The sequence below is a fragment of the Streptomyces sp. NBC_00322 genome (assembly GCF_036147535.1).
Classification (GTDB): Bacteria; Actinomycetota; Actinomycetes; order Streptomycetales; family Streptomycetaceae; genus Streptomyces.
Genome location: NZ_CP108019.1, coordinates 943,459 through 956,394 on the forward strand (window position 1 = coordinate 943,459; position 12,936 = coordinate 956,394).

Annotated in this window: 15 protein-coding genes; 10 read left to right on the top strand and 5 right to left on the bottom strand. The window is 70.9% G+C overall.

Annotation, left to right across the window (positions count from 1 at the left end; translation table 11 throughout):
- Window positions 1-44: 44 nt before the first annotated feature.
- The 7 genes from OG905_RS04320 (at window position 45) to OG905_RS04350 (ending at window position 4,087) form a co-directional block, all read left to right on the top strand.
- Window positions 45-407, top strand: coding sequence for an ArsR/SmtB family transcription factor (locus OG905_RS04320; RefSeq protein WP_328666259.1), 363 nt, complete (start codon window positions 45-47; stop codon window positions 405-407).
- A 321-nt stretch (window positions 408-728) separates the two neighbouring features.
- Window positions 729-1,001, top strand: a complete 273-nt coding sequence (locus OG905_RS04325) for a hypothetical protein (protein ID WP_324978233.1) — start codon at window positions 729-731, stop codon at window positions 999-1,001.
- 304 nt (window positions 1,002-1,305) lie between these two features.
- Entirely contained in the window at window positions 1,306-1,905 is a 600-nt protein-coding gene (locus tag OG905_RS04330) for a DUF5994 family protein (protein ID WP_328666260.1), read from the top strand.
- A 112-nt stretch (window positions 1,906-2,017) separates the two neighbouring features.
- Entirely contained in the window at window positions 2,018-2,494 is a 477-nt protein-coding gene (locus OG905_RS04335) for a DUF5994 family protein (protein WP_328666261.1), read from the top strand.
- Between the two features lie 87 nt (window positions 2,495-2,581).
- Complete coding sequence (locus OG905_RS04340; RefSeq protein WP_328666262.1) at window positions 2,582-2,782, top strand: DUF5988 family protein; 201 nt, start codon at window positions 2,582-2,584, stop codon at window positions 2,780-2,782.
- 145 nt (window positions 2,783-2,927) lie between these two features.
- Window positions 2,928-3,749: an alpha/beta fold hydrolase gene (locus tag OG905_RS04345; RefSeq protein ID WP_328666263.1), complete on the top strand. Its 822-nt coding sequence runs from the start codon at window positions 2,928-2,930 to the stop codon at window positions 3,747-3,749.
- Window positions 3,750-3,766: 17 nt separating this feature from the next.
- Window positions 3,767-4,087 carry a hypothetical protein gene (locus OG905_RS04350; protein ID WP_328666264.1) on the top strand — a complete coding sequence of 107 codons (321 nt, stop codon included), beginning with the start codon at window positions 3,767-3,769 and terminating at the stop codon, window positions 4,085-4,087.
- 55 nt (window positions 4,088-4,142) lie between these two features.
- Here the strand turns inward: OG905_RS04350 and OG905_RS04355 are convergent, their stop codons facing one another.
- Both OG905_RS04355 and OG905_RS04360 read right to left on the bottom strand, forming a co-directional pair.
- Window positions 4,143-4,844 (bottom strand): LmeA family phospholipid-binding protein, encoded by a 702-nt coding sequence (locus OG905_RS04355; protein ID WP_328666265.1) that lies wholly within the window; start codon window positions 4,842-4,844, stop codon window positions 4,143-4,145.
- Complete coding sequence (locus tag OG905_RS04360; protein ID WP_328666266.1) at window positions 4,841-7,060, bottom strand: MMPL family transporter; 2,220 nt, start codon at window positions 7,058-7,060, stop codon at window positions 4,841-4,843. The genes OG905_RS04355 and OG905_RS04360 overlap by 4 nt, the downstream gene beginning before the upstream one ends.
- 136 nt (window positions 7,061-7,196) lie before the next feature.
- On the opposite strand from OG905_RS04360, the gene OG905_RS04365 reads away from it, so the two are divergent.
- Together OG905_RS04365 and OG905_RS04370 are read left to right on the top strand one after the other, a co-directional pair.
- Entirely contained in the window at window positions 7,197-7,883 is a 687-nt protein-coding gene (locus tag OG905_RS04365) for a response regulator transcription factor (RefSeq protein WP_328666267.1), read from the top strand.
- A gap of 38 nt (window positions 7,884-7,921) precedes the next feature.
- Window positions 7,922-9,238, top strand: coding sequence for a sensor histidine kinase (locus tag OG905_RS04370; RefSeq protein WP_328666268.1), 1,317 nt, complete (start codon window positions 7,922-7,924; stop codon window positions 9,236-9,238).
- A 2-nt stretch (window positions 9,239-9,240) separates the two neighbouring features.
- Here the strand turns inward: OG905_RS04370 and OG905_RS04375 are convergent, their stop codons facing one another.
- Complete coding sequence (locus OG905_RS04375) at window positions 9,241-10,077, bottom strand: class I SAM-dependent methyltransferase (RefSeq protein WP_328666269.1); 837 nt, start codon at window positions 10,075-10,077, stop codon at window positions 9,241-9,243.
- Window positions 10,078-10,263: 186 nt separating this feature from the next.
- Here OG905_RS04375 and OG905_RS04380 point away from each other — a divergent pair, with 186 nt between their 5' ends.
- Window positions 10,264-10,941: a winged helix-turn-helix transcriptional regulator gene (locus tag OG905_RS04380; RefSeq protein ID WP_328666270.1), complete on the top strand. Its 678-nt coding sequence runs from the start codon at window positions 10,264-10,266 to the stop codon at window positions 10,939-10,941.
- A gap of 11 nt (window positions 10,942-10,952) precedes the next feature.
- On the opposite strand, the gene OG905_RS04385 is transcribed toward OG905_RS04380, so the two are convergent.
- Both OG905_RS04385 and OG905_RS04390 read right to left on the bottom strand, forming a co-directional pair.
- On the bottom strand, window positions 10,953-11,630 hold the full coding sequence (locus tag OG905_RS04385; protein ID WP_328666271.1) for a response regulator transcription factor: 678 nt from the start codon (window positions 11,628-11,630) through the stop codon (window positions 10,953-10,955).
- Entirely contained in the window at window positions 11,627-12,781 is a 1,155-nt protein-coding gene (locus tag OG905_RS04390; RefSeq protein ID WP_328666272.1) for a sensor histidine kinase, read from the bottom strand. The genes OG905_RS04385 and OG905_RS04390 overlap by 4 nt, the downstream gene beginning before the upstream one ends.
- Between the last annotated feature and the right edge of the window lie 155 nt (window positions 12,782-12,936).

Genomic DNA, 12,936 nt, shown 5'->3' on the forward strand with positions numbered 1-12,936 from the left:
ATGACGAAGAGTGTGGCGGCAGGCACGGGCGCGGGGCCGGTTCGATGAGCGCGCCGCTGTACCAACTGAAGGCGGAGTTCTTCAAGACGCTCGGGCATCCGGTCCAGATCCGGGTGTTGGAGCTATTGAGCGAACGGGAACACGCCGTCTTCGAGATGCTGCCGGAGGTAGGCGTCGAGCCCGCTCACCTCTCACAGCAACTGGCCGTACTGCGCCGGGCCAATCTGGTCATAACCCGCAAGAAAGGCTCGGCCGTCCACTACTCGCTGACCAGCCCTCAGGTGGCGGAGCTGCTCAGGCTCGCGCGGACGATCCTGTCCGGCGTGCTGGCGGGCCAGGCCGAGCTGCTCGCCGACCTGCGCGCCGCCGAACCTGACGCGGAGCCGCGGCAGCGCGCGCCGTCGTAGGCGACTCCCTCAGCCGTGGGGCGGCTCGTCCGATCCCGGCGCGGGCCCTCCGCCAAGGTCTCCTCCGCCCTTCAGCCAGGAATCCGGAACCGGACGAGGACGACCCGGCCACATTGCCGCACGTGGGCTCGTACACGACCGTCGAGACGCTGGGGGCAGGAGTACTGTGAAATCATTGGTGAGCGCCTCATTCGCCGGACCGCGAGGCCGTCATGAGACCAGCGAGCCGGACGCGACGTGGCTGGTGACGAGCAAGTCCGGCACGGGTGACGGCCCGCATCCGGACGAGGTCTGACAACTCCCTTCCAGAAAGCGGCAGTCATGGCATCCCTGGCCGAGCGGAAGGCATACCGCGAGAAGATCATGCAGGCTCTGTACGAGACCACCGAGGGCAACCGCCTTCTGGGCGTGACCGGGGAGAAGCTGGTTCACGATCTCGGCATCCTAGAAGAGGATCTGGCCGCCGCCTGCACTTATCTGGTGGGCGAGGATCTGATCACGGTCGACTGGGCCACGGGCAATACGCCCGCCATGGTCTCGCTGACACATCAAGGCATTCGACGCATGGAGGCCGAGGAGGAAGAGCGCGGCTGACGCGGCATCGGCCCGCACCCCAGGCCCCAAATGCGGCATTGACGGGAGTAAAATCGGGACTTGGGTTGGTGCACTCTCACGTGCAACCGCCCGGAAGGGCGGCCCCGGTGTGTATACGCCGGGGCCGTTGCGTCGGCTCCCGGATGCCTTCCAGCCCGGCGCTCCGCATGGGTCCGGTGGGTACCGGGCGGGAGTACTCTGGAGCTACCGAGGACACTTCGTGCACCAGCTCACAGGCTCGTGTCGTTTTCGGCGATTCACGACACCGGGCGCGCTACGGCGTGCCCGGGGGCAGGTCCGCGTCATGACCGCGACCATTCTGAACCTACCCGCGGTCGAAGACCGGACCTCTTCTTCGTTGCCGCTCCGACTCATGCTGGCGCCGGCCGGCACCGCTCCGGCCCTGATCGACGGTGCCTGGTGGCCCCGCTCCCGTGATCTGACGGCGGAACTTCCCGCGCTGACGGCCGTACTGGACCCGCTGTGGGGCCGGATCACCCGCGTCACCGTGAACCCCACGTTCTGGCCGGTCATCCCGCGGAAGGTGCCCGTCGCCGGGCATGTGGTGCATGTCGGCTGGTTCACGGCCGAGCAGGACCCCCACAAACTGCTGCTGCTGTCCTACACGTCCGGCCGCTGGGACCTGCTGGTGATCCCGCCTGAGACCAGCTCGGCCACTGGGGCCCGGCTGATGGCCACAGCGACTGATCCGTCGCGCAGTCTCACCGCGAGCGGCCTGATCCAGGAGGCCGAGTTCTTCCGGACGGCGGCCGAGAACGACTGGGACTCGAACCGGGAGATGGTCTGGGACTCCGAAGGCGGCCACGAAGCGCGCCGAGTGAGCTCATCTCCAGCTGCCCAAGCAGTCAGCGCTCACCCAATGGAGCCGACGGAAGGCATGTGAGGATCATGGGAACCTTCCTCACCGTGCTCCTGCTCATCGCGATGATCGCTCTGGGCGCGCTCGTGATCCACGCCTCAGGTGCCGTGGGGCGGCTCTGGCCCCGCCGACGCTCATGACTGCCGACTTCGGCGCCCCGACTCCTCTCCTGCTCCTCGCGGACACGAGTGATCAGCCGATGGTTCCCGGTGCGGCCGTGCTGAGGATGGAGACCACCTCCAGCCGTGTGGGGCTGTTCGACGGAGCCTGGTGGCCACGCTCCCGCGACATCGAGGCCCAGTTGCCCGGCCTGATCACCGCCCTGACCGCCCAGCTGGGCCCCGTCGCACGCGTCGGACTGGACGCAAGCGCCTGGGACCGCGCTCCGGGCCACCTGGTCATCGATGACCGCATGGTCCGTATCGACTGGTCCGCGGTCGACGACCACACAATGATCATCACTCGGGGACCTCAGGACCACTTCTCCTTCCTGGTGATCCCACTCGAGGCCGACGCGGCTGCCGCGCACGCCGCGATGACGATGGCCATACAGGACGGCAACTGCACGTCCGCGGAACAGATCCTCGCCGACACCGGCATCCTTCCCGCCTAGCCGGGACATTCGGACCCATCGGCCGAGCGGCCGACCTCCTGCTCGATCCGAGGTGCGAGCGGTCGCTCCGGTAGGAAGACTGGCGTTATGACTACCAAGGCAGTCCTCGAGGGCGGCCCGGACGATCTGCGCGAGCGGATCGTCCCGATCACGCCTCCCGGACAAGAGCTGAAGATTCCGCACCGCGGCGGATACGAGCACTTCAAGGTCACGTCGCGGCATCAGGACACGCCCGAGGGACGGCTTCCCGTCTACGACTGGTGGGAACGGACGGAGATCGCCGAGTAGGACCTGCGGTCGGGGCCCCGTGCCGCGCGCGGTTCCTCAGCTGCCCGGCGGGACGGGCCGCTCGTCGGTACGATCGGAAAGATCGCCGCTCGGCTCCACCGGGCTCGCGGACAGGGGCCGTCCGGGCGCGGCGAGGAAGGCCGCCATGACCACCATCTCCGTCAAGGCCGCGCCTCTGCGGGAAGGGCTCACCCTCCCCTACGCCGAGGCGGGCTATCCCCGTGGCACTCCCGTCGTCTTCGTCCACGCCATCGCCGACTCCTGGTGGTCCTTCGAACCTCTGCTGAGGCGGCTTCCGGCATCCCTGCACGGCTACGCCCCCACCCAGCGCGGCCACGGCGACGCCGACCGCCCCGCCGACGGCTACCGGCCCGAGGACTTCGCCTCCGATCTCGTGGCTTTCCTCGACGCGGCGGGCATCGGCCGCGCCATCCTCGTCGGGGCCTCCAGTGGCGGCGTGCCCGCCCGGATGGTCGCCGGCAGCCACCCCGACCGCGTATCGGGGCTGGTACTGCTCGGCGTCCCCGCCACGCTCGCGGACAAGCCCGCGGTGACCGGTCTGCAGAAGAAGATCGAGGGGCTCTCCGATCCCGTCCCGCGCGCGTTCGTCGAGGACCTGATGTCCGGCATGGTGGCCCGCCCGGTGGCCAGGGGTCTCCTGGAGACCATGATCGACGAAAGCCTCAAAGTCCCGGCCCACGTCTGGAAAGAGACGATGCGGGGGCTGCTCGAAGCCGATCTCCGGGCGACCCTCGCGGGCATCCTGGTGCCGACGCTCGTCATCTGGGGCGACCAGGACGACTTCCTGCCGCGCAGCGACCAGCAGGCCATCCTCGACGCCATTCACGGCTCGCGTCTCCTGACGTACGAGGGCGTGGGCCACGTCGTCCACTGGGAACAGCCCGAACGCGTCATCGCCGACCTGGTCGCCTTCGCCACCAGCACGGCGCCGGCCGCCGCTCCGTGACCGCAGAGGAGGGGGCCGTGTCCGACCCAGTGGCACCCGGCGATCGCCCCGCCCGCCCTCCAAGGGGAGGGCGGCGATGGACGTCCTTCGTCGCCGATCCCACGACCCCCGAGAAAGCGTCAAGGGGCCTGCACGAGGCCGCCAACCCGGACCACCGCCTCCGCGTCGAGCACGACCGGCACACCCTGCTGATCCATCTCAGCGACGAGGACGGTCACGGGTGGACGACCATCGCGGTCGACCGGGCGACGCGCCAGTGGGCCGTCGCCCAGGACACCCGGCAGTCCGACACCGCACGCATCGCGTACGAGAGCCTGTACGGCGGCCCCCCAAGCTAGGCCCGACCTTTCGCCGCCGCCGGGGAAGCCCATCGGACAGCCCTGCCCCGTGTCATTAAGGTCGTTCCGGCCGATGCAGTACCGACGGGCCACCGGACGCGAACCGCAGGTGGATTCCGTCCGCCTCGACCTCGACGGACGTCGCTTCGAGGCCCAGCGGGTAGTCGCGGTGCTCGTCCTGGCGGGTGAGGGAGTCGCCGATCCGGTCGATCATCCGGTCGGGGGCGGGCCTGCCCATGATGTCCGCCGACGCGATCGTCGTCTCGATGCGGCCGTCCCGGATCCTTGGCCGCAGCGTCACGCTGCCGATTCCGGCCCGGCCGAGGACGAGAGTGAGCGTGTCCGCCCGGGGGTCCGTCCGTACCTCGGTGACGGGCATGCCGCCGAGGTTGCCCCCCATCTGCGCGACGGCGCTCACCGGGATCAGCACCGTCGCGCGGGCAGAGCCCACGGTGGCGGCGTCCGGATCGCCGTCGGTGAAGCGTACGTCGTCCAGGCGCGCGTGGAGTTCGGCGTCCGGTACGCGGCCGAGTCGCACATGATCGCCGTCCACCCCGACGAACGGCAGGTGCTTGTCGCCGAGTTGGAGGAGCGCCGGGCGGGCGGCGAGGTCGATGTCGATCTCTCCGCCCAGCGCCCGGGCCGCCGCCTCCTCGATGCGGCCCTGGATGACGGAGCGTGCGAGGAGTTCGCCGCACACCGGCACTGCTACGAGAACTCCGGCCACGGCCAGGGCGATCCAGGTCCGGCGCCTCATGCGCAGACCCCCTGCCCGGACCGTGCTGTCGTCCCCTCCGGATCGAGGCGTGGCAGCAGCCGGTCCAGCCACCGTGGCAGCCACCAGTTGGCCCTGCCGAACAGGTACATGGTGGCGGGCACCAGCAGCAGCCGCACCACCGTCGCGTCGATCACCACGCTCACGCCGAGCCCGAGCGCGAGCATCTTGATCACCACATTGGTGGAGAGCAGGAAGGCGAGGAACACGCTGGTCATCACGATCGCCGCGCAGCTGATGACGCGCGCGGTGGCGGCCAGCCCCCCGGCCACGCTTTCGTGGTTGTCGCCGGTCTCCAGCCATGTCTCGCGAATCCGCGCCAACAGGAAGACCTCGTAGTCCATCGAGAGCCCGAAGACGATGGCGAACATCATCATGGGGACGTACGACTCCACCGGCACGGATTCCGTGACGCCGAACAGCCGCCCGCCCCAGCCCCATTGGAAGACCGCGACGACGACCCCGTAGGCCGCGCTGATCGACAGCAGATTCAGCAGGGCTGCCTTCACGGCGACGAGCAGGCTGCGGAACACGCAGAGCAGCAGCAGGAAGGCGGCACCGACGACGACCGCCACGATCCACGGCAGTCGCTCCACCAGGACGTCGCGGAAGGCGACGTGGACGGCGGTGGTGCCGGTGACGTACGCCCGTGAGCCGGTGCCGTCGAGGGTCTTGGGCAGCACCTCGTCCTCGAGCCGGTGCACTAGTTGGGTGGTCGACTCGTCCTGCGGGCCGTGCCGAGGGACGACGGTGGCCGTGAGCAGGGCCCGGTCCGGCGTGTATGCGGGCCGTGTGACGGAGGCGACGCCGGGGGTCCGCTCCAGGGACTCTCGTACGTCGGCCGCGACCCGGTCCGTGTCCGTACCGCTCCCGGCCGGTGCGACGACGACGGTGAGCGGACCGTTCGTGCCGGGCCCGAACCCGTCCGAGATCAGGTCGTACGCCTGGCGCTCGGTGTAGCCGGTCGGGCTCGCGCCCGCGTCGATGTGGCCGATCCGCATCGAGGCGAGCGGCACGCTGAGGACGCCGAGGACCAGCAGGCCGGCGGCGAGGAAGAGCCACGGCCGGCGGCCGACCGTCGCGGCCCAGCGCCGCCAGGTGTCGTCGGCGCCCTCGGACTCGGCCACCGGTGGGCGTACGGACCAGCGGTCGATCCGGCGCCCGAGGAGGCCGAGCAGGGCGGGTGTCAGGGTCAGCGAGGCGAGCGCGGAGACCAACACGGTGATGGCTGCCGCGAGGCCGAGCGTGCCGATGAACGCGACACCCGAGGCGTACAGGCCCGCGAGGGCCATCGCGACCGTGGCGGCGGCGACCAGGACGGCCCGGCCGCTGGTGGCGAGCGTGCGGCCGGCCGCGTCCTCGGGCGGGACTCCTGAGGCGAGGAGCCCGCGGTGGCGGGTGGTCAGAAAGAGCGCGTAGTCGAGTCCCACGCCCAGGCCCATCATGGTGGCGAGGGTGGGCGCGGCGGAGCCGAAGGTGAAGGCGGCGGCGATCAGGCCGAGGACGGACAGGCCGCCGAGCAGGCCGACGACCGCGGTGACGAGCGGCAGCCCGGCCGCGGCGATGCTGCCGAAGCCGATCAGCAGCACGATCACGGCCGTCACGAGTCCGATGACCTCGGACAGTCCGTGTGCCGCCTCGGGCCGGGCGAGCTGGCCGAGCGGGCCGCCGTACTCGACGGTCACGTCGTCGGCGCGCAGCTCCGCGACCGCGGTGTCGACCGCGTCGACGTAGGACCGGTCGAAGGTTGCCGGGTTCTCGGCGAAGCGGACGGTGGCGTAGCCGATCGTCCCGTCCGTGGAGAGGGCACCCGGTGTGCCGAGCGGGCCGGCGACCCTCAACACATCGGGCAGGTCGGCGAGTTCACCCATCGCGTCGTCGATCGCTGACCGGTGTGCCGCGAGTGGGCCGTCGGCCCGGAGCACGATCTGCGCGCCCACGCCTTCCAGGTCGGAGCCGTGCTCCCGCAACAGGTCGGCGCCCTCCTGGGCGGTGGTGCCGGGCAGCGAGAACTCGTCCTCGTAGGCGCCGCCCCAGGCCCGGTCCGCGGCGAAGGCGGCGACCAGGACGAGCAGCCAGGCCACGATCACCAGGCGGGCGCGCCTGGCGCACCACCGGCCGAGACGGTGCAGGGCCCCGGGTGGCGGATCGGTCCCCGGCGGGGCGGGGCACACGGTGTCGGGTGCGGAAGCAGTCATGGCGTGATCCTGGAACGCGCAGGTGAGCGGCGGATCAGCGGAATGTTCGAGGAATGTCAGAGCGCGGCGGCCGACGCCCTGGGGCACCTGGCGCCGGGCTAGCATCGAAGATCCGTACGAGGGCGAGGAGTGGGACATGCCGGACAGCAAGGGCCTCGTCCTGATCGTCGAGGACGAGCGGCACATCGCGGATCTGCAACGGCTGTATCTCTCCCGTGAGGGCTTCGGCGTGCATGTCGAGGCCGACGGGCGCGCCGGGCTCGCGGCGGCGCGGCGGCTGTGTCCCGTCGCGATCGTTCTGGATATCGCCCTGCCGGGTCTCGACGGGGTCGAGGTGTGCCGCACGCTGCGCGAGGGCGGGGACTGGACGCCGGTCCTGCTGGTCACGGCGCGCGACGACGAGACGGACCGGGTGCTCGGTCTGGAGCTGGGCGCGGACGACTACATCACCAAGCCGTTCTCGCCGCGGGAGCTGGTCGCACGGGTCAAGACGGTGCTGCGCCGGGCGGCCGGTCCGCCCGACGCTCCCATGCGGCGAGTGGGCCGGGTCGCGGTCGATCCGGTGCGCCGTACGGCGGTGGCGGACGGCCGCCCCGTGGAGCTGACCGCAACGGAATTCGATCTCCTGACCCATCTCCTGCGTCACCCCGGGCGGGTATTCCCCCGTGAACAGCTGCTCGCCCAGGTGTGGGGGCAGGCGGACTACCGGGGCAGCAGGACCGTGGACGTCCACATCGCGCAGTTGCGCGCCAAACTCGGCGACGCGAGTCCGATCCGTACCGTGCGGGGCGTCGGCTACAGCGCGGCGGAGCCCGCCTCGTGAGGAGCCGGCCGGGACCCGTCTCCCGCAGCATCACTCTGGTGACCACCGCGGTCGCCCTGCTCGCCGTGCTGCTGACGGGCGCGGTCGCCTGGTACATGATCCGGGACGGCGCCGAGGCACAGCAGCGCGACCAACTGGGGCGGCAGGCGGAGGTGTTGAGCCGCACCCCGGTCTTCTCCCAGTTGCTGCTCGACCGTGAACAGCGGCTCGCCGGATCGAACGGGGTGCGGCTCGCCGTCGTCGACCCCGCCGGTGACGCGTCCGGACCGGCTGCAGCAGCTGTGGACGCCCGGACCCGCACGGCCCTCCTCGACGGCGAGTCCGTATCCACCGACGCCCAACTCGACGGCGAGGACGTCCTGGTGGAGGGCCGCCCCGGGAACGGGCACACCGCCGTCGTCCTCACCCAGCCCTACACGGTCGTGCACAACAGCGTCTCCCGTATGCGCGGGGCGCTGATCCTGCCGCTCGCGGTGGGTCTGGCAGGCGCCGGGCTCGCGGGACTGCTGCTGGCCCGTCGCCTGTCGCGGCCGCTGACCACGGCGGCGACCACGGCCCGGCGGCTCGCCGAGGGTGAGCGCGGTCTGCGTGCGGCGCCGGGCGGGCCGCGTGAACTCGCCGATCTGACGGGCGCATTGAGCGTTCTCGACGAGGCGCTGGCGCGCAGTGAGAACCGGCAGCGCGAGTTCCTGCTGTCCGTCTCGCACGAGTTGCGCACGCCGCTGACCGCGACCCGCGGTTACGCGGAGGCGCTGGCGGACGGTGTGGTCGGGGCCGACGACCTGCCCGAGGTCGGCGAGACGCTGCTCAGCGAGACCCGGCGCCTGGAACGCTTCGTACAGGATCTGCTGGATCTCGCCCACCTGGAGACCGACGACTTCCGGGTCGAGACCGGTCCGGTGGACCTGGACGCGCTGGTGGCGAAGGCGGGCACGGTCTGGGAGAGCCGCTGCGCACGCCATGGCGTGGAGTTCCGCCTGGAGCGCCCCGGCGCACCGCTGACCGTGGACACCGACGGCGAGCGGGTCCGGCAGATCATCGACCAACTGGCGGAGAACGCCCTGCGTGTGACCCCGGAGCGAGCGCCCCTGGTGCTGGCCCTCGCCCCGGACGGTGAAGGAGCGCTGGTCCAGGTGCGCGACGGCGGGCCGGGGCTCGCGCCGGAGGATGCCGAGGTCGCCTTCCAACGGGGCGCTCTGCACGCCCGCTACCAAGGGATCCGGCCGTCCGGCACGGGCCTGGGCCTGGCCATCGTGCACCGGCTCACCCAGCGCCTCGGCGGTTCGGTGACCGCTCAGGGGCACGGTCCCGAAGGCGGGGCCTGCTTCTCGGTCCGGCTGCCACGGCGGCGCTAGCCTCAGCGCCTGCGGGCGGTGAGCAGCAGATACTCCCAGTCCATCACCGTGCTTCCCGTTCCCCGGTCGTGCCGCCGGACGAGCTCGTCGAGATCGCGGTCCAGCGCGGCGACCCGGTCGGGGTCGTCGGCGATGCTCCCGTAGACGGCGATGGTCGGGCCGTAGTGGGTCTTGAAGTACTCGCGGAAGGCCTCGGGCGTGTCGAAGCCGTCGATCCGCACGGTCCTCCGGTGCGCGACGACGTCGGTCACCCGGTCGGCGAGGAGCGCGCGGACATGCTCCTCGCGTCCCCACAGCGGCGCGGGCTGTGCGCCGGGCGGGGGTGCGGGGGCGTACGGCTTCATCGTCGTGAACATCTGGCCGATGAAGCCCTCCGGTGTCCAGTTGATCAGACCTATGGTGCCGCCGGGGCGGCAGACGCGGACCAGTTCGTCGGCGCTGAGCTGGTGATGCGGCGCGAACATGATCCCGACGCAGGACATCACGGTGTCGAATTCGCCGTCGGTGAAGGGCAGCGCCTCCGCGTCGGCCTGACGCCACTCCAGCTCCGCGCCGCGCCGCTCGGCCAGGCGCCGCCCGGATTCCAGCAGCTCCGGGGTGAGGTCGCAGGCCACCACGCTCGCACCGGCCAGCGCGGCGGGGATCGCGGCGTTCCCCGACCCGGCCGCGACGTCGAGCACACGCTCGCCGTCCCGTACGTCGCACGCGTTCACCAGGACCGCGCCCAGCTCCGGGATGACTTCGGCGGCCACGGCTGGGTAGTCGCCCAGCGCCCACATCCCCCGGTGCTTGGCCTTGAGGACACGGTCGGCCTCGACGGCGTCGATCGTCTTACTCATGACAGCTCTCCTCTGGTGTTTCTCCGGCAGCGGCCGGAAATATTCGGATTTGCCATGAGGTCGAGCGTAGGAACGGGCTGGCTCCCGTCCTAGTACGAGATCTGTACCAGCGGGGTGCCGCCCCGGGATGCGCCGGCTTGTCCGCCGGACTGGTCGCGCCGGTGTACGGGACCTAACCTGCAGAACATGGGGTCCTCGTACTACCAGTTCTGCCCCGTCGCCAAAGCGATGGAGCTGCTCGACGAGCGCTGGACGCTGCTGATCGTGCGGGAGCTGGTGACCGGGAGCGAGCACTTCAACGAGCTGCGCCGCGGGGTGCCGCGGATGTCCCCCACATTGCTGTCGAAGCGGCTGCAGCAGTTGGTACGCGCCGGAATCGTCGAGAGGCGGACCGAGAACAAAGAGGTGCGGTACGTCCTGACACCGGCCGGCCTCGAGCTGCGCCCGGTGGTGGAGGCGCTCAGTGTCTGGGGCGTCCGCTGGATCGGAGAACTCGGCGACGAGGATCTCGATCCGAAACTCTTGCTGTGGGACATGCACCGCAGGGTCGACGCCGATGCCGTTCCGGAGGGGCGGACCGTGGTCCAGTTCCAGTTCCCGGACGTGCCCGCGCGCAACCGCCACTGGTGGCTGGTGATCACAGCGGCCGGTGCAGACGTCTGCGACACGGACCCCGGCTTCACGGTGGCGGTAACGGTGACCGCGGGCCTGCGCCGCATGATCGAGGTCTGGCGCGGCGATCTGAGCTGGTCCGACGCTCTACGGACGGGCGCGCTCGAGGTACAGGGCCCCGAGGCGGTGCGCAGGGCGGTGCCGAGATGGTTCACGCTACCTGCGTACGCAGCGGCGCCCCGTCCCCTTTGAGTCCGCGCCGGTCAGCCCGCGCCGCCCGGAGTAACCAGGCCCGTCTCGTACGCCACCACCACGGCCTGCGCCCTGCTGCCCAGATCCAGTTTGCTCATCGTGCGGTTGAGGTGGGTCTTGACGGTTGCCTCGCTGATGAACAGCTCTCCGGCGATCTCCAGATTGGACAGACCTCTGGCGGTCAGCCTCAGCACCTCCACCTCGCGCGAGGTCAACGCCCCCAGATCGGGCGGCGGTTCGTCCGTACTCGCGGCACTGCCGGCCTGTCGGGCGAACGCCTCGACCAGGCGGCGGGTGACGCTGGCTGCGAAGAGCGCATCGCCCCCGCGGACCGCCGCCACCGCGGCGAGCAGCCGCTCGGGCCCCGAGTCCTTGAGCAGAAAGCCGCAGGCGCCGGCACGCAGCGCGCCGTAGACATACTCGTCCAGGTCGAAGGTGGTCAGCACCAGGACCCGGGGCAGCGGGTCCGGCGCTTCGGCGAGGATCTTCTCGGTGGCCGCGATGCCGCTCATGCCGGGCATCCGGATATCCATGAGGATGACGTCGGGACGGGTCTGCTCGGCCAGCGCGACGGCCTCCTCGCCGTCGCCCGCCTCGCCGACCACCTCGATGCCCGGTGCCGCGCGCAGCAGCCCCACCAGTCCGGCGCGGATCAGGAACTGGTCGTCGACGACGAGCACCCTGGTCATCCCGACGTGTCGTCTCCCTCGCGTACAGCCTGCGTGGAGGTCGGCAGGGTCAGGCGCACCGCGAAACCCCCCTCGCTCCGCGGGCCGATGTCGACCCGCCCGCCGTAGAGCTTGGCCCGCTCACGCATGCCGATCAACCCGTGCCCACCGCCCGGCCGAACTTTGGCCGGAATCACTCCCTGTCCGTCGTCCGTGACGGTCACCTGCAACAGGCGTGGCTCATAGCGCAGTTCCACGCTCGCGCGGGCTCCGGGCGCATGCTTCAGTACGTTGGTCAGCGCCTCCTGCACCACGCGGTACGCGCACAGGTCGACGCCGGGCGCGAGGGGGCGGGCCGTGCCCTCGATCCGCAGGTCGAGCCGCACGCCACCGGACCGGACGCGCTCGACCATCTCCCCCAGGCGCGCGAGTCCCGGCATGGGCGTGGCCGGGACGCCGTCCTCGTCCGAGGCCCGCAACACCCACAGCATGCGGCGGAGTTCCTCGAGGGCCTCCGCGCTGGTGCCGGAGATGGTGGAGAGCGCGGTACGCGCTGTGTCGCGGTCCGAGTCGAAGACGAATCCGGCCAGGCCCGCCTGCACCGATATCACCGACATGTGGTGGGCCACCACATCGTGCAGCTCACGCGCGATCCTGCCGCGCTCCTCGGCCACTTCACGGCGGGCCCTTTCGGCCTGTTCCTCGCTGAGCCTGCGGGCGAGTTCGGCGGCGTGGCGGGCGGTGACACCGAAGCGCCACAGCACCGCGGGGAAGACAAAGGCCTGGCCGACGACGGACGGCATGGAGTCGCTGTGGCTGACCACACCCGCGTAGATCCAGATCACGGCCATCACGGCGGCGCAGGTGACGGATGTGCGTACGGGACGCAGCGAGGCCACCGTATAGACGGCGAGCATCGGGCCGAAGGTGTTCACGACGGGCCAGTAGCCGGCGGTGACGTAGCAGAACCACACGAGATGGACAAAGGCGCAGACGGCGACCGGCGCCCTGCTGCGTAGCGCGAGCGGCAGATTGACCAGGCCGACGAACGCGTACGCGGGCGCGTCGAGCGCGGACCATCCCTGGCTCGCGGCCTCCTGCCCGAGGAGCATGGCCACGCTGGTGAGCGCCACGGCGATCAGCGCGTCGGCGGCGAGGGGGCGGATCCGCATCGCCGCAGCGTAGCCGTGGGGCAGGTGGCAGGACGTCAAACTGCCGCGGTACCGCGAAAGGTGCAGGAACCGTGTGCCTACTGCCGTGGGTCTGCCGGGAGTTCAACCCGTCGCCGGACGCGGCCCGGGCCGGCCTTCCGTAGCTTCTTGGACCA